The following is a 26,801-nucleotide window of genomic DNA, read 5'->3' as shown; positions in this document are numbered from 1 at the left end:
TTCCTACATAATATTGATAGGGTTTTCCGTAACGCGGGTGGCCAATCCTCTGCGGCACAAACCAAACATTGGCTGACAATCTGTTAGAGATTGTCAATGAGTTCATTAGCTTTGTTTCTATCCGAATACCCATTACAGTTGTGATAGACCAACCTGCTGATGAGCCTACTCCTCCGACTGGTACTTGTTCTCTGGCTTAGTTGTCTGATAGCGTCGCCGTTGTCGGGTCAGCCTCTGAGCGGACAGCGGGTTATTGTTCTGCCAAACGACTTAGATCAGGTATCGTTGCAAGGCAGTCTGGCATCGTTTCGGGATTCGTCGGAAAAGCGATCTATTCTCGATGTGATCAAGCCAGTCGTAACGTCGGCATTTCAGCCTGTCACAACAGGAGTTCCAAACTTTGGTGTTATCACCGGGGTCAAAGCAGCAAAGCCGGTCTGGTTACGATTTGCCCTTCAGAATGCATCGGATCAGTCCCAAAATTGGCTGGCTGAAATCGATTTCTGGTGCTTCGATGAACTTCAGTTTTTTCTGGTAAATGACCGGCATCAGGTGCTGTCTGCCTCACCCGTTGTTGGCTGGAAAACACCCGTAGCCGAGCGCCCCATCAATCATCGACACTACTGGTTTCCGATTAAACTAGCTGCCCATCAGCACGCAACGGCCTATTTGCGCATGGTCAAACACCGTGGCACCCAGATTGTGCCGATTGAACTTATTCGGGCATCGGCTTATGAATCTACCCTTCAGAAAAGTTACTTGTTCTGGGGTGGTGTGCTGTTTACACTGGCCTTCGTAGCCGTGATGAGCTTCATTTTCTTTCTGATTACCCTCGACCGTATCTATTCAAAATACATTTTCTGCCTGCTGGGCCTCGTTGGTTTTTTCTTTATCAACGATGGGTTCATGAACCAATTCGCCTTTCAGACGCAGTTCTGGCTACCCCGTCAAAACGTCTATTTTCTGTTTCCACTAATTCTTTTTTATTCGCAGCTGCTGTTTATTCGTACGTTCCTTCCTCTTAAAAATACCCCATCGCATCGCTGGCATACGGTTGGAACCGTCGTTCTGTGGTGTGGCGTTTGCTGCCTGATCGCCCTGATCATCGAACGTTTTGTCCCCTACTCGGCACTGATGGAATTAATTCTGGTGCGGCTGTTCTCGATTTTCTACTGGTTTCCGATGCCCGTCATTGTCGCTTATATTGTTGTCAGTATTGTCCGGAAATACCACGTTCAGGAAGGGTGGCTGTATTTTGTAGCCGTTGCGCCGTTCTACACACTGAATCTTGGGCAGGTGTTCGCCAATTTCGGTCTTCTGCCCACCTACGAGCCACTGGCTAACTTTGCGTATTACGCGCCAACGGCTCTGTTTGAAGTATTGGTACTAACCGTTGGACTGGCCTACCGCTACAAAACGAACCGCGATCAAACGGAGCGGCTGCTCAGCGAACGCACCCGTCAGCAGGAACGCGCTTACGAATCGGAGGTTCAGACACTGGCCTTGAAAAACAGCCTGCTGGTTGAAAAAGAACGCATTGCCCGCGATTTGCACGATAACGTCGGTGCTCATCTGGCCTTTGTCGTCACCAATCTCACTCACATCAGTAACCAGGCCGAGAAACAACCCCAACTGAACGGACGGCAGTGGTCCGACCAGTTACGAACCATTGTAAGCTATACCCGTGAAGCGGTCAAACTCCTTCGCGAAACAATCTGGGCAATCCACCAGGAGAATTTCACCGTCGAGGAATTTTCAGAACGGCTCAATCAGTACATCAACCGCTACGTTCAGGAAACAGATGGGCTTCACGTTGATGTACAAGTGACTAGTGATCAAGCCCAACGGCTTACTTCAACGCAGGTATTGAACCTGTTTCGAATCGTTCAGGAAGCGCTCAACAATGTGATCAAACATGCCCAGGCAACTCAATCCACAGTCCGGTTGCAGGTTCGGCCCGGTGGGCACATCAGTTTGCGTATTCACGACAACGGCAAAGGATTTGCGTGGGTAAACGGTGCTATTTCCGAACAGCACTACGGCTTGCGAAACATGCAGACCCGCGCCGAGGAATTGGGTGGAGCTTTCCGCGTTTTTGCCGAAAACGGCACCACAGTAGAAGTGGAGATTTGATGCAAATTCGTGCCACCCTTCGTCGTCGATCTCGCTAGCAAACGCTACAGGCAGGAAGAGGCCGTATGCGTTTTTTTAGCTCTCTTGGTTAACACATCCGGTTTTCACTGAGTTAGTCTTTACACGTATCGACTACCATCTCACCATTCTTACCGTATGAACGAATCTTTAATCAGCCGACGAACGCTTGGCGTAACGTTCACTGCCGATGGTGCCACCGTGCGGGTTTGGGCACCGCTGGCCGAAACCCTGTCCATTCGCCTTTGCCAACAGGATCTGGTCATTCCACTCCAGAACGACGGTTCGTACTGGCAAACGACAACAGATCAGCTTCAATCCGGTGACACGTACACATTCGTTCTGAACAACGTCGAACGGTCTGATCCGGCATCGCTGTCGCAGCCGGAAGGCGTTCACGGACCCTCGCAGGCAATCGATACGGCCCGGTTCGTCTGGACAGATGCCAACTGGGCCAATATACCGCTGGACGAGTACCTGATGTATGAGCTTCACACCGGCACGTTCTCGCCCGAAGGTACGTTTGCCGGTATCGAGGCCAAGCTTGATTACTTCGTCGAACTAGGCATCAACGCCATTGAATTAATGCCGGTAGCGCAGTTCCCCGGTACACGCAACTGGGGCTACGATGGCGTCTGTCCGTATGCCGTCCAGAACTCCTACGGCGGAGCAGCCGGCTTGCAGCAACTGGTCGATGCCTGCCACCGAAAAGGGTTAGCGGTGATCCTCGACGTTGTTTACAACCACATGGGGCCGGAAGGCAATCACTTTACGGACTACGGTCCCTATTTCACGAACAAACACCGAACGCCTTGGGGTGACGCGCTCAACTTCGACGATACCGACAGCGACAATGTCCGGCGTTATTTTGTCGAGAATGTGCTGATGTGGTTTCGTGATTTTCACATCGATGCCCTTCGTCTGGACGCGGTTCATGCCATTCATGATGAGAGCGACTTGCATATCCTTCGCGAAATCAAACAGTATACGGATCTACTCATGCAGGAAACTGGTCGGCAACATTACCTCATTATTGAGTCCGATCAGAACGAAACCCGGTTCATTCAACCCATAGCCAGTGATGGCTACGGCATGGATGCGCAGTGGAACGATGAGTTTCACCATGCCTTACGCGTTACGGCCGGTGGCGAGCGAAGCGGCTATTATGCCGATTATGAAGGCATCCGGCACCTGGCTAAATCCTACCGCGACGCATATGTATACGACGGCACCTATATGGCCCGACGCGCGAAGATTGTCGGAAAGTCAACGGCCAGCCATCCCGGTCAGCAGTTTGTCGTTTTCTCGCAAAACCACGATCAGATTGGCAATCGGATGCTGGGCGAGCGGCCAAGTCAGCTGGTTAGTTTTTCCATGCAGAAACTGATGGCTGGCGCCGTGATGAGCAGCCCGTTTTTGCCAATGCTGTTTATGGGCGAAGAATGGGGCGAACTGAATCCGTTTCTGTATTTCGTCAGCCATTCTGACCCATCGCTGATCGAAGCGGTTCGGCAGGGGCGCAAGCGGGAATTTGCGGCCTTTCAAACATCAGTTGAAGCCCCCGATCCGCAAGCCGAGCAGACATTTGATCAATCAAAACTGATGTGGGATCGGCTGACGCAGGAACCGCACCAGACCCTGTTTCGCTATTACCAAACCCTGCTGGCTCTCCGGAAACAATCGTCCTTACGTCACCCCAACCGCGAGTCGGTGGCTGTCGTGATGGACGAGGTTAAGCAAACGCTCACGCTCATTCGTCAGCATCAGCCCGATGCGTCGCTCGTTTGCCTGATGAATTTCTCACCGCAGCCCGAAGCCCTGATCCTGCCGACCAGTGTTCAGCCCTGGAAAAAACTGATCGACTCAGCCGATCCGCAATGGCTTGGTCCGCTGGCATCCCCACCAGAAATAGCGGGTGATGCATCCGTTCTGGTACAGGCCGAATCCATTCTGATTTATACGACTGGCTCGACCTCCTGATCCTGGCCCGTCTCTTACTTTTACTCAACCTTATGTACAATCCAGTTTCTACGTACCGCATTCAGTTTCAGAAAGAATTCAATTTCGACCAGTTTGATAAGTTAGCACTTCCCTACTTCCACAATCTTGGCGTATCCACCATTTACGCATCGCCGGTTTTTGTGGCTGTCCCCGAAAGTGTTCATGGGTACGATAGTGTCGATCCCAACACCATAAACCCGGAGATTGGCACGGAGGATCAGCTACGGGCGATCAATCAGCGACTGCAACAGGCAGGAATGGGTTGGTTACAGGACATTGTTCCCAATCATATGGCCTATCATGCCACGAACCACTGGCTGATGGATACGCTGGAAAAAGGGTCGTTATCCCGTTTTGCGGCTTTTTTCGATACCTCACTGTCTACATCATTCTTTCAGGGTCGAATCATGGCTCCCTTCCTTAGTGAATCGCTGGACGAAACGCTAAAAAAAGGTGACCTGACACTCGACTACGCCGACGCGCAGTTTGTGTTGGCACTTGGGGAGACCAAACTACCGCTGAAGCCAGGGAGCTACGCAACAGTTCTGAAAGCAGGTGCCGACAAACCATCCGACGCCATAGCTCAATTGCTCGATCAACTCGACCAGATTCGGCACATTGACGAGCCCGAAGCGTACACCATTGCCTGGGCTGAATTTCGGCAGCAGTTAGGCGCATTGACCAAATCAGACTCGATTGACGCGTACATTCAGGACTGTCTGAAAGCCGTAAACAATACCTTGCCGGTGCTGCACCAGCTGGCGGACGAACAGCATTACCGCTTTTGCGAAGAGCCAGAAACGCGAGCAGCCATGACATACCGCCGTTTTTTTGCGGTCAATGACCTGATCTGCCTGAACATGGACGACGAGACCGTTTTCCAGCAACACCATCACCTGACAGCGAATCTTGTCAAAGACGGAATTTTTAAGGGACTCCGGATTGATCATATTGACGGCTTGTTCGACGCGAACCGCTACCTGGATCGGCTGCGGGCGTTGACCGGTGAAGACACGTATATCGTAGCGGAAAAAATACTTCAAGCGGACGAAGACTTACCTGAACACTGGCCGATACAGGGAACATCGGGGTATGATTTTCTGGCGCTGGTGAACAATCTGTTAACGAACCAGCAAAGCGAAACCACCTTCCGAGATTTTTACCATGCACTGATTGGTAGCGACACCCCCCTGCCGGAACGCATCCGGGATCGAAAAGCGTATTTTCTGGCTCAATTCATGGGGGGTGAACTTACCAACCTTCATACGTATTTTCTCGACCTGAACCTGGCCAGCGAAGCCGAACTGGCGGAGCTCGCTGAAGGTGCGTTAAAGCAGACGATCGGCGAATTGCTGATCGAATGTCCGGTTTACCGCTACTACGGTAACCAGTTGCCACTGGCCGACGATGAGTCCGAAGCCTTCCGGGCAATGCTCCGTGCGGTACAGAAAACGAAACCTGAACTGGCCTCGGCTATTACATTGCTGGAAAAAACGATACTGGAAAAACCAGTGGCGGCCGATGCTGATTTCAACCGGCGGGCTACCTCTTTTTATATGCGGCTCATGCAATTTTCGGGGCCGCTAATGGCCAAAGGGGTTGAAGATACGCTGCTGTATACGTACAATTGTTTTGTTGGTCGCAACGAGGTCGGTGATTCGCCCGAACGGTTTGGTATGTCGATAGACGCCTTTCACCGGGCGATGCAGAATCGGCAACGCTCCTGGCCACTGGCCCAGAATGCCACCGCCACGCATGATACCAAACGGGGCGAAGATGTACGCGCGCGACTCAACGTGCTGACCGACCTGCCCGACGAATGGCTGGCCGAAGTTCAGGCGTGGCAACAGCTAAACACAGCTAAAAAGAAAGTAGGCGAAGACACCGCGACCGTACCAGACCAGAACGACGAATACTTCATCTACCAAAATTTGCTCGGTGCTTACCCGATGCCCGGCGTGGATTCGCCCGGCCGGTCCGCCGGTGCGGTGGATTCGCCCAGCGTGGATTCGCCGGGCATGCATGAGGATGACTTTCCGGAACGGTTTCAGGACTACCTGGAAAAAGCGTTACAGGAAGCCAAACGGCATACAACTGGCTGGACGGTCGATGACCCTTATAGTGAAGGCGTCAAGTCCTTTACTAACCAGTTACTGGACCGTGAAGGTACGTTCTGGACACGATTCGAGTCTTTTCACCGCCAAATAGCGGACTTTGGCGTGCTCAACTCCCTGACTCAGCTCGTGCTTAAATTTACGTGTCCCGGTGTCCCTGACATTTATCAGGGAACGGAAGGTTGGGATTTGAGCCTCGTCGATCCAGATAACCGACGACCCGTCGATTTTGACCGTCGGCAACAGTGGCTGTCCGAACTACAATCCAGTGCCGACACCACGAACGAAACCCGTTGGCTCGATCTCTGGCAAAATCGCTTCGATGGCCGGATCAAATTCTGGTTTATGCATACCCTACTCCAGCAACGCCAGCAACACACGGCCTTGTTCTCCGACGGCGATTACCTAGCGTTAGTTGTGGAAGGACCTCACCGCGACTACGTGCTGGCCTTTGCCCGGCGGCTCGGTGATTCGTGGTTTGTCGTTATGGTTCCGCTTCACGCTGCCCAACTCTGTCGTCAACAGGGCAAAGACGTTCTTAACATCGACTGGCAGGATACTTATGTCGTATTGCCAGACGACGCGCCCGAAACATGGACGACCGATCAGGATCAGGCAATCGGCAGCACGAACAATCGTCTTTCCGTGCAAACCTGTTTTAATCCGTTACCAATCGGTCTTTTACGCAACCCTTCGTAGAAACCGACTACGGTTCGGCAATACATGGCGTCTTCTATGCGTCAGCAATCGATAACTGGCGCCGATTGCTGACGCGCAGGGATCGCATTATCTCACTACTCATCACGAACTGACTGGTTGAGTTGATCTGCTAACTCAACCAGTCACCGACGTGTGGCTTCGTTTTCTTACAATTTTGCCCGTTGGCAGAAGTAGACCTTTGCGTAGTTAAAACCAGCATTGAATCAGCGAATAACGATTAGGCTGAACGATACCGGTTTTGTTAAATCACGTTTTAACTACGACAAACGCATGCATACGCCGTTAATTTCCGCTTCACAACCCGCAAACGCAACAGGTTCAGTCAACGCACCGACCATTCTTATTACCGGGGCTACCGGTACCATTGGGACTGAACTCAGCCGGATTTTATCCGAACGGGCCGTACCGTTTCGAGTTATGGTCCGATCACCAAAAGACGTACGGCGATTCGAAAACCTGACCGGGGCTGACGTTGTCATCGGTGATTTCAACGATGTAGATACAATCACCCCGGCGCTGGCTGGTATCGAACGAGCCTTCCTCCTGACGAACTCATCGGAACAGGCCGAACAGCAGCAGCTCGATTTCGTCGCGGAAGCGCAGCGGAGTGGCGTCAGACACCTTGTCAAGTTATCGCAGTTCGCGGCTTCGCTGGATTCGCCGGTACGGTTCCTGCGTTACCATGCCGCCGTTGAACAGGCCATTGAGGCATCTGGACTGGATTTCACGTTCCTTCGTCCAAATTTGTTCATGCAGGGATTGCTCGGTTTTCGAGCCTCGATTGTGGAGCAGGGCTTCTTCTTTGCTGCGATTGGTGATGCCCGCATCAGTACCATCGACATACGCGATATTGCAGCCGTTGCGGCTGAGGCACTGACGGGTTCCGGCCATGAACGCAACATCTATACGCTTACGGGTCCCGAAGCGCTAACCCATACGGAAATGGCCAACACCTTATCAGCTGCGCTTGAGCGGCCCGTTTCTTTTGTCGATGTACCGGCCACGGCGATGCGGGACGCCTTGCTCAATGCCGGCTTTCCGGCGTGGCAGGCCGATGGTTTACTGGAAGACTATGCGCACTACAGTCGCAACGAAGCATCAGGTATTACGTCGGATGTTGAGACCGTGACGGGCAAGCCACCCCGAACGTTTGCCACATTTGCGCATGAGTACGCACCCGCCTTTCTGGGGTCGGTCAATATCCATTGACTAGCTGATTGTTGATAATAACTTAAAGCCGAACACGATTAGGAATATGGTAGTCGAACTGTGTGCGCAGTTCGACTACCATATTCTTTTTTACACACCTTTCCTGCCAAAATCAACAGACTAATTATCAGTATTTTACAAGCAAATCGCTCGACCATTTAATTTTTTACAACAAATCAACTAATAGATTAGTTGTAAAACTAAACTATTAGTCATACCTTTCGTTTACCAATCGATCCGACCAAAACTATGCCGTTGCGCGAACTCACAAAAGCCGAAGAAGAAATCATGCGGGTGCTATGGCAACTCAAAAAAGGCTTCGTCAAAGATGTGCTGACTGAACTGCCCGAACCCAAACCAGCATACAATACCGTCTCGACGATTATCCGGATTCTGGAGAAAAAAGAGATGGTCGGCTACACCGCCTACGGCAAAACGCACGAATATTATCCGCTCATTACGGAAGAAGAATACCGCCGTTTTCAGACCGAGCAATTGATGGCGAACTACTTCGATAATTCGCTCAAAAAGCTGGTATCGTTTTTCGTGCAGGATAAAAATATCAGCCTTTCCGAAGCCGATGAAATCATTAACCTCCTAAACAAAAAGAAAGACCAATGACCGCCCTCGACTATTTCCTGAAAGCCAACCTATACGGCCTGTTGTTCACGGGCTGTTACTGGTTGCTGTTGCGCCGACACACATTCTTCGGGTTAAACCGGGCGTATCTGCTGGTGTCTGTGCTGTTGACCCTAGCCTTACCGCTCGTCAGTATTCCCACTCGAACCGTTGAGGAGTTGCCCATACCAACCGGAGTCATCACCATACCAACAGCACCGCTGCTCATAACCGAGGCAAGTCCATCAGTAGCCGCAGCGGGTTCTGACTGGGAATGGATGGGTAGGCTGGCCTACGCACTGGTAGCTTTAGGGTTATTGATTCGTCTGACCATCCGGATCAGAAGCCTGCTCCTGTTTATACAGCATGCTCAACGGCAGTCCTATGATCGCTACACACTTGTAGAGGCTATCGATTTAACGACACCGACGTTCTCGTTCTTTCGGTACATTATTCTGAACCCAGCCGACCGCCAGAATGACCAGATTCTGAACCATGAGTTAGTCCACGTTCGGCAAAAGCACAGCATCGATGTAATGAGCCTGGCCCTGCTGCGAGCCTTACTCTGGGCGTGTCCTGCTTTATGGCTGCTCGATCGTATGCTCCGGCAGGTGCACGAATTTCTGGCCGATCAGCACACGGACCAACCAACTCACTATGCCCATTTTCTGGTTGCCTACAGCTTCGGGCTGCGACCTGGTCCGCTAACGAACGGCTTTTTCAATCCATCACTGCTAAAACAACGTGTTCAGATGCTGCATCGCCGTGCCACGACCCGGTGGGCTTTGGGAAAATACGTACTGATTCTTCCGCTCGCGCTTGCCTTGTTGGCCATGACCACGGCACAGGAGCAGATCAAAGCGGTCGTGAATCAGGCAACGGATGAGCCGATTACCGTATCGGGGCGAGTAACCAACTCGGCGGGCAAACCGCTGGCGGGGGGGCACGTGGGTGTTGCCAATACGGGTAAGGGCACCACAACCGACCGAAACGGTTTTTATAGACTCACTAATGTACCGAAGTCGTCGCAACTGGCCTACAGCTACCTGGGTTATCGAATGGATGTGTTGCAACTGGACGCATTTGATCATCAGATCCGGAATAACACGCTGACAGTGAGCCCAAAATTGACCCCGATTATCGAAGATGAATTACCGGCAATGGGGGCAACGGCTATGTACAGAGCCGTTAAACCGAACCCGGCCATACCATTGGTAAGCCCGCCATCATCACAAACGATCAACGGTAAGGTGCTGACGGCAGTGGAAGAAAAAGCTGTTTTCCCGACGGGTGTTCCGGGTCTGATGCAGTACGTTGCGCATTCATTACGCTATCCCGCCAAGGCTAAAGCGGCTGGTATTGAAGGCGATGTATATGTCCTTTTCACCATACTGCCAACGGGTGCGGTCAGTGAAGCCAGCGTGAACAAAAACACCGAACGGGTTGGTGGAGGTTGCGAAGAAGAAGCCATTCGCGTTGTGAGCCACATGCCGAAATGGATTCCGGCGAAACAAAACGGTAAAGCGGTGGCCGTACGCTATCAGATTCCAATTCGCTTTGCGCTGGAAACGAACGACGACAAACGAACAGGGCAATTCCGGACAAATAGCCTGGATACTAAACGGGCAGTCTTTGCCCTCTCCCTACCCGACACTATTGGCCGAAAGCAAGCGGCCAGCGTAACTATTCGGGCAAAAGGTCCACTGGGCCAGTTGGGCCCCGGACCACTCTATATACTGGATGATGTGGAGGTTCCGGGCGATACCGTGAAATCAATGAATCCCAAAACGATCAGCAATGTCAATGTTCTGAAAGACGCATCAGCAATGGCACAATATGGCGAAAGGGGCAGAAATGGCGTCGTCATCATAACCACGAAAAAACAATGAGCGGTCTTCCTTATTTTCTCGTCACCAGTCTTTACATGCTGTTGTTCTACAGTTGCTACTGGCTTTTCCTGCGCCAAAACACGTTTTTCGGGCTGAACCGGGCCTATCTGCTTACCTCGATTCTTCTGTCGCTGGTGCTGCCCTTCCTCCACCTACCGGGCGGTGCTTCCGATGCATTACCAGTGGGCACGATTACCCTGGCAGATTTTACGGTTGGTGTAGCTCCCGCTCAGACCGATGGATTGACCGTAACGCAGTGGATATGGCTGATTTATGGTCTGGGTATCGTGTCCATGCTTATTCGCCTGGGTCTGAACTTGCGTTCTGTTTTCCGGCTTATCCGGAGCGGTTCATCCCAAAGACAGACGGATTTTACACTCGTGCGCCTACGCAGCGATTCGTCTCCCTCCTTTTCGTTTGGGCGGTATTTGGTGCTTAACCGCACGGACTCGCTAAACCAGCCCGCTGCGTTACTCCGGCATGAAGAAGCGCATATTCGCCAGCGCCATACCGCCGATGTTCTATTCCTGGAGCTGGTCCAGGTTGCCTTCTGGTTCAATCCGGTCCTGTGGCTCTATAAACACGCCTTGCAGGAAGTTCACGAATTTCTGGCCGACCGGGCCGTGCTGAAAACGCCACAGCCTGACTATCCGCATCAACTGGTTGCTTACGCACTTAACGTACCGGCAGCCGCGCTCATTACCCCTTTTGTGTCTAAATCAACCCTTAAACAACGAATTGTTATGTTGCAAAAACCCGCTTCCAATCACCGGGCACTGCTTGGCTATGCCCTTGTTCTCCCATTTGCCACGCTGCTGGCTATGTGTACACAGCAGGAACGTGATCTTCCGCAAAGTGCTACAGCCCAGGTTACGGCTCGTAAAGCCGTGAAGGTGGAAGGTGAGGTACTTACGGTCGTCGAGAATAACCCTGAATTTCCGGGTGGCATGAAAAAGATGGGCGAATACCTACAACAGAATTTAAAATACCCCGCAGCCGCTCAGAAAGTCAATGCACAGGGCCGGGTGTTCGTCAATTTTATTGTCACAAAAACGGGCGAAATTACTGATGTTCAACTGTTGAAAGGCATTGGCTTCGGTGCTGATGAGGAAGCTGTGCGGGCAGTGGCGCGGATGCCCCGCTGGAAACCAGGCACGCAAAATGGGCAGGCGGTGAACGTTCGCTACAATCTCCCGATCAACTTTCAACTGGACGAAAAAACCGCCGATAACAAGTCGGCGTTCAGTGGGGCAAAACAGTTTCTGATTGATGGCAAAAAAGTAACGGAAGCCGAATTGACCGAATTCTCTCCTGACAAAATCAAGCGCATGGACGTCGACAAGGATAAAGGCATAATTTCGATCACGACCAAGTAAATAGTCGTTTGTACCATCATTGTACTGCGGGCGAAAACCCGCGATGTCTGATCTGTACATCGCGGGTTCCCGCCCGCAGTACAACCCGATTAGTATCCCCGACGTCGAATTAAGGAGCCGTTAGCTGGCCGTAGGTCGTTTGTGTTAGGTCGACCGACTTCCGGAATGGTCCACGGTGGATGCGTACCCGCAGTAAGTTGTCGAAATCTCCGGACTCTATTTTAGTCATTGCCGGTTGCGTACCGAGCCCTTTCGCGATGTCCAGAATGGTATTACTATGGCCAACAACGAGAACCGTTTTGTTCCGGATTCGCCCGACGCGTTCAGCAATATCGGCTGGTTTGGCCGCGTAATCAACGATGCTCACGCCAATGCGTTTGGCCAGTGGTTCGGCGGTTTGGCGCGTGCGTCGGTAGGGTGTTGAGAAGATGGAATCGATTCCCCGATCGCCCAATGTTTCGGCTAGTGCAGCAGCCCGCGCGAAACCCGCCGGACTAAGATTCGTCGAATCGCTGTCGTCGACTTTTTCGGCGTGACGAACGATGTAGACCGTGGTTGTAGAACAGCCTGCCAGCAGCGCAAGCAGAATTATAGAAAGGAAGAAAGAGCGCATCGGATTAGCCGTTTTTGTTCACAATGATACAAAAAGCCACGGCTGGAACCTGTCAACATAGCGCTCGTAAAAAAAGAAAACCGGACAAAAGAGACGTTGTACCTGTCTCCTTTGTCCGGTTTCCGCATACTTGGAATGACTGGTGAACCCTACAATTCCCGCACCCAGATGTTACGGAAACCAACCGGATTGCCATGATCCTGAAGCAGAATCGGACCGGCACCGTGAGGTTGCACTTTTGGGTAACCAATATATTCGGTCGTTCCGCGAATGGCCGTATGATTCTGTACCAGTATGCCGTTGAGTAGCACCGTTACATAAGCGAAATCGCTCATCATACCCGCTTTGTTGAATTTTGGTGCCTGATAGATGACATCATACGTTTGCCACTCACCTGGTTTACGGCTGGGATTGGCCAGCGGAATCGCCTGTTTGTAGATCGAGCCTACCATACCGTCGACGTATGTTGGGTTTTCGTAGTTATCGAGTACCTGCAATTCGTAACGACCTTGCAAGAAGATACCACTGTTACCACGGCCCTGACCGGTACCTTCTACCTTTTCGGGTGTTTTGAATTCAATGTGAAGCTGAAAATCATTGAACTCTTTCTTTGAACGGGCCGAAAAACCCTTCGTTGAGTACATGATCCCATTCTCTACCGGCCATTTCAGCGGTCCTTCGTTGGTTTTTTCCCAGCTGGACGGGGCGTACCCTTTGATAGCCACCCACTGGTCGGTGTTCTTACCATCGAAAAGTACAATAGCATCGGATGGTGGGGTGAAACCCGTCGTATTTGCGGAGTTCATACCGGGCGTAACAACAGGCGGAACAGGTTCCCATATCTCGGTGGACTGGGGTGTTTGCTTACTCGGTTCAGGCTGAGCCGTGGCTGAGTGGGTAAAGGCTAAGCCTACGATACCAACGCAAATAGCGAGCGATAACGGAGCGTTTTTCATGGAAATGTAAACGGGTTAATGAATTCGCAAATAAAACCCTCAAAGATAGAGCAATTGCTGAATTGCATCCTTTTGTAGGGAAAAAATGGTAAATTTCGAGCCAAAATTTCCAATTCTACATGTCAAGACCAACTATTGCAGCACGCTTTCGCTGGCTGTTGGGTGTCGGCTGGATCATCGGGGCAGGATTCGCTATGGCCCAGCCCGTTCCGGCACCCGGCACGCCCCTCCTCTTAAACGATCTGAGTGCTTTTAAACCAGCAACGCCAAACTGGCGAATTGTCGGCAGTGCCCGCGCTGAATTAGGTAAACCCAATGTAATCACTACCGAAAAAGGTACGGGTGTGCTGGCCAGCATTCCGCTCGACAAAGCCCCCGCAGACCCTAAAAATCCGTATAAATACAACCTGTTCACCACCTTCGAACACGGCGATATCGATCTGGAACTGGAGTATATGATGGCGTCAAAATCTAACTCGGGCGTCTATCTGCAAGGCCGTTACGAAATTCAGCTGTTCGATAGCTGGGATAACGTAGGCTGGGGTCTTCGCAGCCCCCGAACGGTAGATAATGGTTCGATCTATGAGCGCTCGGACGCCAGACGCCCCGAAGGTCAGCAGAACTACGATGGCCACCCCGCCCGTCAGAACGCCAGTCGCGCGCCCGGCTTATGGCAACACCTGAAAATTTCCTTTCAGGCCCCGCGTTTCACCGCCAACGGCTCCGGAACACCGCAAAAGACAGCGAACGCCCGGATGATTCGCGTTGAACTGAACGGTGTTATCATTCACGAAGATGTTGAGCTGACCGGTCCAACACTCGCGGCTGCTTTCGACGACGAAAAAGCGCTTGGACCGCTCATGCTCCAGGGCGATCACGGGGCGGTGGCCTTTCGCAATATTCGCTACATCTCGTACGACAAACCCCGGCCCGAACTTCGGGATCTGAAGTATGCCGTTTACAAAGGCAAATACGAAAAAGAGTCCGAATACGACAAAACGGCACCCGAATCGGAAGGATCGTCACCGGTGCTGTCGTCTTCGGTGAGCCGCATACCAAATGATTTTCTGATCCGGTATACGGGTACGTTCCGGGTTAACGAACCCGGCGATTATACCTTCAATCTCGGCGCTACGGGCGGAAACGGGATGCTCAAAGTCAACAATCAGTCGGTTATAACGCCGGGCAGTACCAACAGCCGGGGTAAGGTAACGCTACCCAAAGGGGATCTACCCTTTGAACTTTATTATTCTAAATTCGTCGGCTGGTTTCAGCCCGCGCTGGGGTTGACCGTGGCCGGACCGGGCATTCGCGAGCACCTGATCAGTGATGCTGTTGGCGCGAACAACGATGATGTCGACCCTATTCTGATCGATGCGTCTACGAATACGATTCTCCGGAGCTTTATGGATATGCCCGGCGACAAGAGTACGCAGGGCAAACCCGTTCGCATTACGCACGGCATTTCGGTTGGTAGTCCCGAGCAGGTGCATTACACCTATGATCTGGACAAAGGGGCCGTGGTGCAGGTGTGGCGCGGTCAGTTCCTCGACACGACGCCCATGTGGCACGACCGGGGCGATGGGTCATCCCGTCCACTGGGCATGGTGCAGCGCCTGGGTACGCCCGTTCTTTTCCTGACCAAACTGGCATCGCCCCAAAGCAACTGGACAACCGACACGACCGGCTCATCGTATCGTCCGAAAGGATACGTACTGGATGGTAGCGACCGCCCCACATTCCGATACCAAAGCTACGGCAGTTCCGTGGATGACAAAATTCGGGTACTTGATGCGGGTCAGGGCATTCAGCGCGAGGTGACGATCACCAATCCGACCGCTAACCTGTACGCCCGGTTAGCGAGTGGCAGCGTTATTAACGCGTTAGACAATGGCCTGTACATGGTTGATGAACATGAATACGTTCGCGTTGACGACGCTGGCGGAGCCAAACCGATGATTCGGGAATCCAACGGCCAGAAGGAATTGCTGATCCCCGTAAAGGGCAAATTGACCTATTCGATCCTGTTTTGAGTTAATCCCGGCCGTTAACCGGGTTACGATATGAAAAAACTATTGACAACCCTCTTTGCTGTTGCCAGTTTGACCGCAATTCAGGCACAGGAGTCGCCGAAAGAGGAAGATTTTTACAAAATTCTGAAAGTAACGGCCCCCGAAGGTACCCTGCTCGAAGTGGGTGGACTAACGGTGCTACCCGATGGTAGTCTTGGTGTAGCCACGCGTCGGGGTGATGTTTGGATTGTCGAAAATCCGACCAGCCGCAAGCCGTTTTTCCGAAAATTTGCGTCGGGACTCCACGAGGTTCTGGGGCTGACCTATAAAGACGGTGCGCTCTACTGCGCCCAACGTGGCGAATTGACCAAGATGGTTGATACCAACAAGGATGGGAAAGCCGACGTTTTCGAAACAGTGTATGCCTGGCCCTTGTCGGGTCATTACCACGAATACAGCTTCGGGCCGAAGATAGCGCCGGACGGTACCTTTTTCGTTACGGGCAATGTTGCCTTTGGCGACGAAGAGTGGTGGAGGGGCGAAAGCCGTGTCCCCTGGAGAGGCTGGACGATGAACATCACCGAAAACGGCACCATGCAGCCCTGGGCAACCGGTATGCGTTCGCCCTGCGGATTGGGTATCTACGACGGTCAGCTGTTCTACGCCGACAACCAGGGCGACTGGATGGGATCAGGTGGTATCGTTCACGTTAAAAAAGGAGCCTTTGTGGGTCACCCCGCTGGTTTACGCTGGACCGGCATGGCTAATTCGCCGGTTAAACTGACGTCGGAGCAGTTCTACGCCAAGATCGACGAACGTCGGCGGAAAGACGAAAACGGACGGGCAATCAAACCCGAAAACGTGGTCAACGAAACGCCCGCACTGCTCTATACCATGAAAGATCAATTCCCGAATACCGACGTTCAGACGCCCGCCGTTTGGCTGCCGCATGGTGTTCTGGGCATTTCAAACTCCGAGATTCTGGAAATTCCGGAAGGCGCATTCGGTCCGTTTTCCGGTCAGTTGCTGGTCGGTGATCAGGGCATGAGCAAAATCTCGCGGGTGTTCATGGAAAAAGTGAACGGCGAATACCAGGGCGGAGCCATCGAATTTCGAAATGGATTCCGGTCAGGTGTGTTACGCATGGCCTGGGGTAAAGATGGCTCTCTTTTCGTGGGCGAAACCAACCGGGGCTGGGGATCGGCGGGTGAAGCCAACGATGGATTGCAACGACTAGCCTGGAATGGCAGTATGCCGTTTGAAATGCGCACGGTAAAGGCGATGCCCGACGGCTTTGAAATCGAGTTCACCAAACCCGTTGACCGCAAATCGGCGGAAGATCTGGCATCCTACCGGGTTGAGAGTTTTCTTTACAAATACCATTCGGTGTATGGTAGCCCAACGATCAATAAGGAAGCACTGCCGCTCAAAGGCGTACAGGTGTCGGCTGACGGGATGAAGGCCCGATTAATTGTTGGTGATCTGCGGAAGTATTACATTCACCAACTAACACTCGACGGCGTTCGGGGTCAGGAGGGTTCCTACTCGCTCGTTCACCCGATCGCTTATTACACGCTAAACAACATCCCTGACGGTCAGAAACTGGCGATGAGTGCAGTGAGCACAAAGAACTCCGCGACCGCGCCAGCAGCAACGCCATCTACGGCACCAGCATCCGATAAAAAAGCCATGCCAGGCACCTCCATGCCGGGCAAGAAATCGGTGAAGGGGGCGAGTGCATCCACACCGGGTACATCCATGCCCGGCGGTAAGCCTAAGCTAGTCGAAGGGCAGGCTGTAACGATGGCGAAGGCCCCAACGTATGAGGAAGTGAAAGGACTCCTAACCCGTCATACATGCGCGGCCTGCCACCAGGCAAACAAGCGTCAGGTAGGCCCGGCCTTCGCCGACGTTGCCAAACGCAAGTATACGAACGATCAGATCGTCGATCTAATCTACAGTCCCAAGCCTAAAAACTGGCCGGATTATGCCACGGAAATGCCACCCATGCCCCAGGTTCCAAAGGCGGATGCGCTGAAAATTGCTGCCTGGATCAACTCGCTCGGCGCAGCAGCGAAGCCTGAAGCTGCCAGCGAGCCAAAACCATAGCTCGCGAAGTAAACCGGTTACTGATCAAATCACTACCGTTAAAACGCGAAGAAGCCCGGCCAAATGGTCGGGCTTCTTCGCGTTTTAACGGTAAAATACACAAACCATAGTATAAATACTTAACAACTATAGTAGAAGATGTCAGAAAGACACTTTTATTCGCATTGAAACTGATCAAGATTATTTTGTTTTATTTAAATACAGAGTCAGTTTATAAACCCCTTACCTCTTATGAAACACCACTTACACACCAAGGTCTGGTCATCTGGTTTGCTGCTCTGGGCCATTTTTCTGCTCACGACAGTAGCACAGGCCCAGGATCGACGAGTAACAGGGCGCGTCGTGTCTGGAAAAGACCAACAGGCCATTCCGGGCGTGAATATCCTGGTCAGAAATACACAATTGGGTACAACCACCGATGGGAACGGCGGCTTTTCCCTGAGCGTACCGGCCAGTTCGACGTTAGTATTTAGCGCAATCGGCTATACGGGACGCACCATCGATGTCGGGAATCAAACACAGTTGACCGTTACGCTTCAGGAAGCGGAGCAAAGTTTAGGCGAAGTCGTCGTAACGGCGTTAGGTATCAAAAAAGAATCCAAACGGTTAGGGTACGCTACTGCCATTGTGAACCCCGAACAGGTGACGACCAACCGTACGGTTAACTTTATGAACGCCCTGCAAGGAAAAATTGCGGGGGTGAATATTTCCGGCCTGGGCACGGGTGCAGCCGGAACCAGCAAAATCAGGATTCGGGGTCAGTCGTCCTTTTCGGGGCAGAACAGCCCGCTCATCGTTGTCAATGGTGTGCCGATCGATAACACCAATTTCGGCCAGAACAACGGTAATAACGGTAGCGATGCCTCGATTGCCAACCGGGGCTCCAACTACTCCGACGGTGGCGACGGCCTGTCGTCGATCAATCCGGACGATATTGAAGGCATGACCGTACTGAAAGGCGGCACCGCTGCGGCCCTTTACGGCTCTCGAGCAAAGGATGGCGTGATCATGATCACGACCAAAACCAAAGGTACGGGTCAGGGTATTGGCGTAACGTACAACAGCAACTATACGACTGATCACGCGCTGGATTATACGGACTACCAGTACGAATACGGGCAGGGCGAATACGGAGTTCGGCCTTCGGCGCCTAACCCAACCTCGGGCGTGTGGAGCTTTGGCGAGAAGTTTGCCGGCCAGTCACAGGTTCTGTTCGGGGGCATAACGGTACCGTATGTTCCGATTCGCAACCACATCGGCCAATTCTATCGGGAAGGATCGACCTGGACAAACTCCGTCGCCATTTCTACGGGTAACGAGAAAGGTGGTCTAAATCTGTCACTATCGAATCTGGATAACAAAGGTATTACGCCAAACAATACTTTCAGCCGGAAAACCATCAACCTGGGCTTCAGCTACAATCTGTCAGCCCGCTTATCGGTAACGGGGACGATCAACTATTCGAACGAGCTGAACAAAAACCCACCCCAGATAGCCCAGCAGGACAACAGTATGCCTACTGTGCTGTACACACTAGCGAACTCAATGCCGCTGGACCTGCTCGAAGCCAATCAGATAAATCCGGCAACTGGCAACGAGTATATCTGGTCGCGGTTCATGAACCGGACAAATCCTTATTTTTCAATGAGTTACAAATTTGAAAATATCCGTCGGGATCGTCTGTTCGGTAATTTATCGGCCCGGTATAACGTAACCGACTGGTTATACGTACAGGGACGGATCGGTCAGGATTACTGGTCGCGTGATCAGGATTACAATTTCCCAACGGGTGCGGCTTCGTTAGCGGCTGCTCCAGCGGGTTTTGTCAATGGTAACTACGTGCAGGAAACCCGTCGGTTCCGAGAGCTGAACACCGACTTTCTGATCGGTGCCAATCATAAATTTGGCGTCTTTGGGATTGATGTCACCGCCGGTGGTAACCAGTTGTATCGCCGGAGTGATCTGAATAGCGTACTGGGTACCGATTTTATCGTTCGGGGACTGTATACGGTTCAGAATTCACGCGTTAAAGATCCCGTCTACAGCCCAAGCGAGCGCAAAGTCAACTCGCTATACGCAGCCGCTGAGTTCTCTTACAAGGATTTCATTTACCTGAATGCTACCGCCCGGAATGACTGGTTTTCGACCCTGGCACCCGCCAACCGCAGCATCCTGTATCCATCGTTGACCGGTAGCTTCGTCTTTTCGCAAGCCTTCAACAACCTGCCCCCCTGGCTGAATTTCGGGAAATTCCGGGCAGCTTATGCAGAAGTCGGTAGCGATGGGGACGTTGGCCCCTACTCGAACGGACTGTTCTACGCCACCAACGCCAACTTATTCCCGAACCCGGCGGGTGCTGGTCAACCAGTGGGGAATATCACCTCGAACACCGTTCCGAGCGCAACCCTGAAACCAAGCCGGACGGCCGAAACCGAAGTAGGACTGGAGTTAAAACTATTCAACAACCGGGTTGGCGTCGATCTGGCCGTGTATCGGAAAATCACGAGCGATCAGATCGTTGCCGCTCAATCGTCCGACGCATCGGGCTACACGAATATTCTGATCAACAACGGAAAAAGCCAGAATCAGGGCGTTGAATTACTGATCAACCTCTCGCCCATCCGGACGAAAAATTTCTTCTGGGATGTAACGCTGAACGGGGCGTATAATAAAACGAAACTCCTCAAATTACTGACTGACGTTCCTGGTGAGCAAATCGTTGTTGGCACCGGCGTTTACGTTGGTGATCTGCGGCAGGTTGTCGGCGAAGAGTTAGGACAATTGTATTCCTACGGATACGCCCGCGACGCACAGGGCCGCATTATTCACGGTAGCGATGGCCTGCCAAACCGCACCGCAGCACCAATTTCGTTCGGTTCGGCCTTGCCTAAATACACGGGTGGCATTACCAATACGTTCAATTACAAAGGCATAAACCTATCGTTCCTGATCGACTTCAAACTGGGCGGCAAAATGATCTCGGGTACCAACCTGAACGCGTTCCGGCACGGTTTACAGAAAGAAACGCTGGTGGGCCGAGGTGATGCCGACAACAAAATGGTGGGCGTCGGTGTGAACGCTAACGGGGAAACAAACGCCGTTCGGGCCTTTGTACAGGATTATTATTCGGTAGGTCGTTCCAAAGCCCTTGGTGAGCAGGTTGTTTACGACGCTGGTCTATGGAAACTCCGCCAGATCAGCCTCGGCTACGACTTCACTAAATTCTTACCTAAAACGTTATTCATCAAAGGCATACGCTTAAGCGCGGTCGCCAATAACGTCGCGATTCTGAAGAAATGGGTGCCAAATATCGACCCCGAACAATTCGGGTTCAGTTCCGACAACCTGGTTGGTCTTGAATCGACGGGTTTACCTACGACACGCAGCATCGGTTTCAACCTGAACGTTAAATTTTAACCTAAGTCCATAGCGATCAGCTACCGGCTTCGATACTAGACATCTCATGAAAAAAATAACGCTCACTATTGGTCTTTTGGCCCTGCTCGGCTGGATGAGCAGTTGCGAAAAAGGGTTCGACCAATTGAATGTGAACCCGGCGGCCGCCACCGCCATCAATCCCGTGTATACCTTCAATAATGCTATTGTCAATAGTTCATTTCCGGCATCGATCCTCATCTTTGAGGAAGCGATTGTTCAGCAGATGTTTTCGCCAAACTCGGGCATCACCCAGGGCGGGAACTTCAACGTCGATAACCGGGGTGTAAGTGGCTCCAATGCGGCCATCTGGCAACGTTTCTACCGGGACAACATGCGCTACCTGGTCGATGGTATTGCGAAAACCCAAACTGATGCCAGCCGGACCAATCTCTACAACATGATGCGGATTCTGAAGGCTCACACCGCTATCGTACTGACGGACACTTATGGCGACGTTCCCTACTCCGAAGCGGGTGTCGGGTATCTAAGTTCCAACGTATTGCCCAAGTACGATACGCAGGAAAGCATTTATAACGACGTCATCAAGGAGCTTACCGAAGCGACGGCGGGTCTGGACGCGACCAAAGCCACTGAAGCGGGCGATATCATGTTTGGTGGTGACATAGCCAAGTGGAGAAAGACCGGTTACTCGCTCCTGCTCCGGGCTGGCATGCGCCTGTCGAAAGTCAACCCAACGCTGGCTCAATCGACGGTACAGAAGGCCGTAGCGGGTGGAGTGATGCAATCGAACGCAGATAACTTCGTCGTTCGGCATAACGCCAATTTCACCAACTCGGTGGGAGCCACGCTCAACTCGACCGAAGCGGCCAACTATTACCTGACCAGTAATTTTGTTTCGTATTTGAAATCGACCGCCGATCCCCGGCTAGCATCGATTGCGGTGCGGTATGTAGGGGCTAAGAGTGGTGCCGAGCAACTACCGGCCAAAGCGGTTCGTACGGCGGATGTACAGATTGGTATGCCACTTGGGTATGACAATGGCACAGTTGGTGCCAGGGCCATAGCCGATGGACTGGCTAGTTTCTACGATTATTCACAGCTGGATCGGACCCGGATGGGAAGTCAGTTTGCCCCCTGCTACCTCGTGACCTACGCCGAAACACAGCTTCTGCTGGCCGAAGCGGCCCAACGCACCTGGACGACGGGCAGTGCTGCTGATTTCTACAATGCGGGCGTAACGGCACACATGAAGCAGCTCGGAGATTATGATGCTTCGTCGTTGGTATCCGACGCCAATATTGCGGCTTATTTACAGAAGAATCCATACGTAGCCGCCAAAGGACTGGAGCTGATCAATACGCAATACTGGATTGCCGCTTTCCTGAATGGTCCTGAAGTATTCGCTAACTTTCGGCGGAGTGGCTTCCCGACGCTGACCCCGAATCCGTATCCGGGTAAAGAAATCAAGGGCAACTTCATCAATCGCCTAAGTTATCCGGATTCCGAGCAGTCGGTCAATGCGGCAAAACGGCAGGAAGCGGTCAACCGTCAAGGGCCTGACAACCTGGATACGCGCGTCTGGTGGGATAAGCAGTAAATCATAAACGCTGGACGTCGATTTATACGCCATATTTCTAAAATATGGCGTATAAATCGACGTCCAGCGTTTTCAGTAGCGAAGACGGAACCCAGTCGTAGTGGCTGGGTTCCGTCTTTTCTATAATTCATATTAGAAAGCAGTCGGTTTAGACTCGCCTTTATCGGGATCATCATTTTTCTGACTCCCCCACCGACCACGTCCCCAACTACGGCATCGGTCGCGCCATTGTTTTTTCATCTGATCGCGCTGTTCGGGCGTCATCTGCTCCCAGCGCTCGGCCATTTTCTGTTTCCATTCGTGCCGACTGGCCCCGAAACCACCGCCCCACTCAGCGTCGTTACGCTCGTTACCGTTACGGAATCCGCGCCCCCCGAATCCACGGGGGCCAAATCCACCAAACAGAATTCGGCTTAACACCAGTAACCCCAATGCCTGCCAGAAACTGATTGTCGCTACGCCCAGAATGGTCGGCAACAATGCGTTCCAGAGCGCCATAACGACGAACCCCATCAGACCAACGAACACTAGTGCGAAGCCGAGGAAACGTAATCCCCGGCGAAACCAGAATTTTCTCATTATCACGTTTAGCCCGATCACAACGGCAAACCGTTTTCATCGGGCTGATTAAAGTTAGTTGGGTAGCGTTGGCAGACCAACCTTGCCCTTTATTCTCTTTCTTGGTTCGACTCAGGCGCTGGTTCAGTTGGTTTTATCCGTTGTTCGTCACGCGCTGACCGATCCGGATGCCAGCTACGTTCCGAACCGTTATGTTTCCAATGATTATGCTGACCAAAGCGTCCACTGTGCCCGAAGCTACCGTGACCACCGAAGCCAACCAGCAGCCGGACCAGAACGAACAAACCCAGTGCCTGTACAAACCGCAGTCGGGGACCATTGAACAGCGACGGAACGAGCCAGTTCCAGAGTCGCATCACAAGGTAGGTTATCAACAAAAAGAACCCAATACCCAATAAAGCAAAACCAATTCCTTTTACGATCATCATGACTTTTACCAGTTACTTGTTGACTTAGTAATCGACTCTACCAACTTGGCTAGTCATCAAAGAAATCATCGTACAAATCCTGCAATCGTTCGCGGAGGTGCAGGACCGCATACCGTTTCCTCGATAGCAACGTATTGACCGAAACACCCCGCTCATCGGCCATGTCTTTAAAACTCCGCCCCTCCAGCTCGTGCTGCACGAACACATCGCGCTGATCAGCGGGTAATTCAGCAAGGGCATCGGTTAGCGCATCCATCAGCGTTTCGCGAAAAAATTCACTCTCCGGACTCGAATCGTCGGCTACAGCCAGCCACTCACCCAGCACGGGGCCCTCATCGTCATCGGAATAGTCCGACGAATCGAGCGAAACGGTACGTACCCCATTCGGCTGGCTTTTACGGTACCAATCGCTAATCTTGTTTCGCGCTACCGAAAACAGCCACGACGCAACCCGTTCGATCGGTTTGGCCAACTGGTAAGCCTCCGTCAGTTCAACGAATACATCCTGCAATACATCCTCGGCCTCATCGGGATCGGGCAGTCGTCGGCGAATAAACGCCAGCAATCGACCGCGCTCTTTGCGGACCGTTTCACCAAGCGTCTGGGGCGTGTCCTGCGTACGCTCAGTAGCTTTGGTGTTTGATGCTGGTCGATTTATCAAAGTTGTATTCACGTTCTGACTGGTCAATGGCCAGTATCCTTATAAAAGGGTAGTCGGAATCAGAAGGAAAATATTTTACGGCGGGTGCCGAACGATGACGATAATGGGATGAAGGGCGGAAATAGCAGACAAAAGGTTGAAAGGTGTAGCTCAAATCTAAAAAAAAAGGCGCTGAGTTCAGAAACTCAACGCCATTCCAAAAAAATTCCGTATGCTTACTGCCGGACAAAAACCACATCGGCGAAGTACCCTTTACTGTCTGTAAACCAGCCCGTAACCGAGAATCCGGTTCGCTGGGCGAGTTGCGCGATCTGAACGCGGGTAAACTTGCGCGATATTTCGGTATGAATAATTTCGCCATCCTCGAACGGTACGGTCATGTCCAGAGTCTTGATGTCGACCGTTTGCGGTTTCTGACTTACCAGATAGGACCGTGCTTCACCCGTTTCTGGGTTATAGGTTTCGTAATGATCGAACGCGTCCAGATCGAATGTGGCGTCAAGATCGTGGTTGATACGCCGGAGCAGATTGAGATTGAAGTCTCGCGTTAGCCCCCCCCGGTCGTTGTAAGCCGCGTGAATGACAGCCGGATTCTTTTGCAGATCGAAACCGGTCAGGACAATGTCACCCGGTAACAGTCGGTCGTGAAGCTGACTATAAAAATCGACCGCTTCATCGGGCGCAAAATTACCGATGTTCGATCCCAAGAACAAGACGACGCGTCGGGCATCGGATTCCGTCGATAACTGCCGGAGCGAATTAAAGTAATCGTCGTGTTGCGGTTTAAGCTGAAGATCAGGCCACTGCTTGCGAACGTCGACAACCAACCCATCGAGTGCATCAGCCGAAATATCGACCGGTGCATAAGCGAAATCAGCCTGTTGTCCCGCAAAAAAACCAAGCAGAATCTTCGTTTTCAGCCCGTCACCCGCCCCCAATTCGACCAGATCGAATGCGCGTTGATCGGGCGCAAACAGGTTAAGCAGATCCGCCTTATACGTTTCCAGAATTTCGTACTCCGAGCGGGTCAGATAATACTCAGGACAATGCATGATTTCCTGAAAGATCCGACTGCCTTCGGCATCATAAAAAAACCGGGATGATAAACGCTTTGGTGTTTGTACCAGGCCAGTTTTCACTTCGCTGGCTAATGCAGCATCGAGGTCATTTTCTATTACTTCGCCAAGCGTATTCCCGTGAACTGCCATCGTTTGTCAGGTTGAAAAAAATTGCGGTACGTTGGTCGCGAATGCCCGTCGGGTGTAGCCACCGAAGCACCACGCAGCACAATCTGCCCACTCATAAACTTACCATTGTATTCGCCTACGGCTCCTTCGGCGGTTGAGAAACCGGGATAAGGCAGATAGGCCGAATTAGTCCACTCCCAGCGAGTCCCCCAGTTCAGCTCACTGGCTGCGGCTTCCCATTCAAATTCAGTCGGTAAGCGCTGACCTTTCCAACGGGCATACGCATCGGCTTCGTACTGGCTAACGTGACAGACTGGCTCGTTTATATCGACAGGCACCAACCCATCGAAGGTATAATTCCACCATACTCCGTCAATTTTGTGCCAATACAACGGAGCCAAAATACCGTTGGCATTAACCCAGGCCCAGCCGTCGGCAAACCAATACCTGAAATTCTGGTAGCCCCCCGCTTCCATAAATTCCAGGTATTCGCCATTGGTGGTCAAACTACCTGTTAACGTAGTTTTGTTCAGATAAACGTTGTGTCGATCCAGCTCATTATCGAAGCAGAACGAGCCACCTTCCTGGCCGGTATCCTGATAACCGATGGTGTAGATGCCTTCGGAAAGGATTATGTCTTTTGCCTCATCATTACGCCCTTCCTCGAAACGAGTAAGTGGCATCTCAATAGCCGGAAGCAATGGATTATGGCCCAGAATATACTTGATGTCCGTGATAAGGAGTTCCTGGTGCTGCTGCTCGTGGTTCAGACCAAGCAGGATGAGTGCGTAAAGGTCGGGGGATAGATCGGCCGTATCCAGAAACCGGCCCATGTGCTCGTCCACGTAAGCACGATACGCATAGACGCCCGCAACGGTCGGCCGACTCATGTTACCCCGATCGGTACGCAGAACGCGCTTGCCAACGGTTTCGTAATAGCTGTTGAAAACGTAGCTGAAATCGTCGTGAAAAAGACGATAGCCGGGCGCATTGGGAATCAGGACAAACGTCTCCCAGAACCATGTCGTGTGGCCCATGTGCCATTTAGGAGGACTGACATCGGCAATGGGTTGCACAACGTAATCCTCCGTTTCCAGCCCCCGGCAAATGGCTTCGGAGTGCATTCGAACCTGGACGTATTGCGCAGTAAGCGTTTGTTCAGCAATCATTTACTGGTTTATG

General features: G+C 52.1%; 18 protein-coding genes. 11 read left to right on the top strand and 7 right to left on the bottom strand.

The genetic code is table 11. The features are described 5' to 3' along the window. Positions 1 to 159: 159 nt before the first annotated feature. The 7 genes from GK091_RS18795 (at position 160) to GK091_RS18765 (ending at position 12,078) form a co-directional block, all read left to right on the top strand. Positions 160 to 2,133 carry a sensor histidine kinase gene (locus GK091_RS18795; protein WP_164041433.1) on the top strand — a complete coding sequence of 658 codons (1,974 nt, stop codon included), beginning with the start codon at positions 160 to 162 and terminating at the stop codon, positions 2,131 to 2,133. 156 nt (positions 2,134 to 2,289) lie between these two features. After that, the gene (gene treZ / locus GK091_RS18790; protein WP_164041432.1) at positions 2,290 to 4,131 is read left to right on the top strand and encodes a malto-oligosyltrehalose trehalohydrolase; all 1,842 of its coding nucleotides are present in this window, start codon (positions 2,290 to 2,292) and stop codon (positions 4,129 to 4,131) included. 32 nt (positions 4,132 to 4,163) lie between these two features. Beyond that, the gene (gene treY, locus GK091_RS18785) at positions 4,164 to 6,965 is read left to right on the top strand and encodes a malto-oligosyltrehalose synthase (protein ID WP_164041431.1); all 2,802 of its coding nucleotides are present in this window, start codon (positions 4,164 to 4,166) and stop codon (positions 6,963 to 6,965) included. Between the two features lie 291 nt (positions 6,966 to 7,256). Further along, entirely contained in the window at positions 7,257 to 8,195 is a 939-nt protein-coding gene (locus GK091_RS18780) for an SDR family oxidoreductase (protein ID WP_164041430.1), read from the top strand. 249 nt (positions 8,196 to 8,444) lie between these two features. Then, positions 8,445 to 8,816 carry a BlaI/MecI/CopY family transcriptional regulator gene (locus tag GK091_RS18775; protein ID WP_164041429.1) on the top strand — a complete coding sequence of 124 codons (372 nt, stop codon included), beginning with the start codon at positions 8,445 to 8,447 and terminating at the stop codon, positions 8,814 to 8,816. Next, entirely contained in the window at positions 8,813 to 10,702 is a 1,890-nt protein-coding gene (locus tag GK091_RS18770) for a M56 family metallopeptidase (protein ID WP_164041428.1), read from the top strand. Before GK091_RS18775 ends, GK091_RS18770 begins: the two co-directional genes overlap by 4 nt. Continuing rightward, positions 10,699 to 12,078, top strand: coding sequence for a M56 family metallopeptidase (locus tag GK091_RS18765; RefSeq protein ID WP_164041427.1), 1,380 nt, complete (start codon positions 10,699 to 10,701; stop codon positions 12,076 to 12,078). The genes GK091_RS18770 and GK091_RS18765 overlap by 4 nt, the downstream gene beginning before the upstream one ends. Positions 12,079 to 12,187: 109 nt before the next feature. On the opposite strand, the gene GK091_RS18760 is transcribed toward GK091_RS18765, so the two are convergent. Both GK091_RS18760 and GK091_RS18755 read right to left on the bottom strand, forming a co-directional pair. Then, positions 12,188 to 12,691: a SixA phosphatase family protein gene (locus tag GK091_RS18760; protein WP_164041426.1), complete on the bottom strand. Its 504-nt coding sequence runs from the start codon at positions 12,689 to 12,691 to the stop codon at positions 12,188 to 12,190. Positions 12,692 to 12,840: 149 nt separating this feature from the next. Further along, positions 12,841 to 13,647 carry a 3-keto-disaccharide hydrolase gene (locus GK091_RS18755; protein WP_164041425.1) on the bottom strand — a complete coding sequence of 269 codons (807 nt, stop codon included), beginning with the start codon at positions 13,645 to 13,647 and terminating at the stop codon, positions 12,841 to 12,843. Positions 13,648 to 13,766: 119 nt separating this feature from the next. On the opposite strand from GK091_RS18755, the gene GK091_RS18750 reads away from it, so the two are divergent. The 4 genes from GK091_RS18750 (at position 13,767) to GK091_RS18735 (ending at position 22,764) form a co-directional block, all read left to right on the top strand. Then, positions 13,767 to 15,680 carry a family 16 glycoside hydrolase gene (locus GK091_RS18750; protein ID WP_164041424.1) on the top strand — a complete coding sequence of 638 codons (1,914 nt, stop codon included), beginning with the start codon at positions 13,767 to 13,769 and terminating at the stop codon, positions 15,678 to 15,680. Positions 15,681 to 15,710: 30 nt separating this feature from the next. Continuing rightward, the gene (locus GK091_RS18745) at positions 15,711 to 17,768 is read left to right on the top strand and encodes a c-type cytochrome (RefSeq protein ID WP_164041423.1); all 2,058 of its coding nucleotides are present in this window, start codon (positions 15,711 to 15,713) and stop codon (positions 17,766 to 17,768) included. A 231-nt stretch (positions 17,769 to 17,999) separates the two neighbouring features. Further along, positions 18,000 to 21,185, top strand: coding sequence for a SusC/RagA family TonB-linked outer membrane protein (locus GK091_RS18740; protein WP_164041422.1), 3,186 nt, complete (start codon positions 18,000 to 18,002; stop codon positions 21,183 to 21,185). A gap of 46 nt (positions 21,186 to 21,231) precedes the next feature. Continuing rightward, on the top strand, positions 21,232 to 22,764 hold the full coding sequence (locus GK091_RS18735) for a SusD/RagB family nutrient-binding outer membrane lipoprotein (protein WP_164041421.1): 1,533 nt from the start codon (positions 21,232 to 21,234) through the stop codon (positions 22,762 to 22,764). Between the two features lie 132 nt (positions 22,765 to 22,896). Here the strand turns inward: GK091_RS18735 and GK091_RS18730 are convergent, their stop codons facing one another. The 5 genes from GK091_RS18730 to egtB form a co-directional block, all read right to left on the bottom strand. Next, positions 22,897 to 23,343 (bottom strand): hypothetical protein, encoded by a 447-nt coding sequence (locus GK091_RS18730; RefSeq protein ID WP_212592985.1) that lies wholly within the window; start codon positions 23,341 to 23,343, stop codon positions 22,897 to 22,899. Positions 23,344 to 23,432: 89 nt separating this feature from the next. After that, positions 23,433 to 23,771: a hypothetical protein gene (locus GK091_RS18725; protein ID WP_164041420.1), complete on the bottom strand. Its 339-nt coding sequence runs from the start codon at positions 23,769 to 23,771 to the stop codon at positions 23,433 to 23,435. 49 nt (positions 23,772 to 23,820) lie between these two features. Beyond that, positions 23,821 to 24,432 carry an RNA polymerase sigma factor gene (locus GK091_RS18720; RefSeq protein WP_170312753.1) on the bottom strand — a complete coding sequence of 204 codons (612 nt, stop codon included), beginning with the start codon at positions 24,430 to 24,432 and terminating at the stop codon, positions 23,821 to 23,823. A 215-nt stretch (positions 24,433 to 24,647) separates the two neighbouring features. After that, positions 24,648 to 25,640, bottom strand: a complete 993-nt coding sequence (gene egtD, locus GK091_RS18715) for an L-histidine N(alpha)-methyltransferase (protein WP_164041418.1) — start codon at positions 25,638 to 25,640, stop codon at positions 24,648 to 24,650. Beyond that, positions 25,607 to 26,788, bottom strand: a complete 1,182-nt coding sequence (egtB, locus tag GK091_RS18710) for an ergothioneine biosynthesis protein EgtB (RefSeq protein ID WP_164041417.1) — start codon at positions 26,786 to 26,788, stop codon at positions 25,607 to 25,609. The genes egtD and egtB overlap by 34 nt, the downstream gene beginning before the upstream one ends. Positions 26,789 to 26,801 lie beyond the last annotated feature (13 nt).

The organism is Spirosoma agri, assembly GCF_010747415.1.
Taxonomy (GTDB): domain Bacteria; phylum Bacteroidota; class Bacteroidia; order Cytophagales; family Spirosomataceae; genus Spirosoma; species Spirosoma agri.
This window is presented reverse-complemented; position numbering and strand designations above follow the sequence as displayed.

Coding starts and splice junctions, on each gene's coding strand:
- GK091_RS18795 (WP_164041433.1), top strand. CDS start 160: ATGAGCCTACTCCTCCGACTGGTACTTGTTCTCTGGCTTAGTTGTCTG.
- treZ (WP_164041432.1), top strand. CDS start 2,290: ATGAACGAATCTTTAATCAGCCGACGAACGCTTGGCGTAACGTTCACT.
- treY (WP_164041431.1), top strand. CDS start 4,164: ATGTACAATCCAGTTTCTACGTACCGCATTCAGTTTCAGAAAGAATTC.
- GK091_RS18780 (WP_164041430.1), top strand. CDS start 7,257: ATGCATACGCCGTTAATTTCCGCTTCACAACCCGCAAACGCAACAGGT.
- GK091_RS18775 (WP_164041429.1), top strand. CDS start 8,445: ATGCCGTTGCGCGAACTCACAAAAGCCGAAGAAGAAATCATGCGGGTG.
- GK091_RS18770 (WP_164041428.1), top strand. CDS start 8,813: ATGACCGCCCTCGACTATTTCCTGAAAGCCAACCTATACGGCCTGTTG.
- GK091_RS18765 (WP_164041427.1), top strand. CDS start 10,699: ATGAGCGGTCTTCCTTATTTTCTCGTCACCAGTCTTTACATGCTGTTG.
- GK091_RS18760 (WP_164041426.1), bottom strand. CDS start 12,691: ATGCGCTCTTTCTTCCTTTCTATAATTCTGCTTGCGCTGCTGGCAGGC.
- GK091_RS18755 (WP_164041425.1), bottom strand. CDS start 13,647: ATGAAAAACGCTCCGTTATCGCTCGCTATTTGCGTTGGTATCGTAGGC.
- GK091_RS18750 (WP_164041424.1), top strand. CDS start 13,767: ATGTCAAGACCAACTATTGCAGCACGCTTTCGCTGGCTGTTGGGTGTC.
- GK091_RS18745 (WP_164041423.1), top strand. CDS start 15,711: ATGAAAAAACTATTGACAACCCTCTTTGCTGTTGCCAGTTTGACCGCA.
- GK091_RS18740 (WP_164041422.1), top strand. CDS start 18,000: ATGAAACACCACTTACACACCAAGGTCTGGTCATCTGGTTTGCTGCTC.
- GK091_RS18735 (WP_164041421.1), top strand. CDS start 21,232: ATGAAAAAAATAACGCTCACTATTGGTCTTTTGGCCCTGCTCGGCTGG.
- GK091_RS18730 (WP_212592985.1), bottom strand. CDS start 23,343: ATGAGAAAATTCTGGTTTCGCCGGGGATTACGTTTCCTCGGCTTCGCA.
- GK091_RS18725 (WP_164041420.1), bottom strand. CDS start 23,771: ATGATGATCGTAAAAGGAATTGGTTTTGCTTTATTGGGTATTGGGTTC.
- egtD (WP_164041418.1), bottom strand. CDS start 25,640: ATGGCAGTTCACGGGAATACGCTTGGCGAAGTAATAGAAAATGACCTC.
- egtB (WP_164041417.1), bottom strand. CDS start 26,788: ATGATTGCTGAACAAACGCTTACTGCGCAATACGTCCAGGTTCGAATG.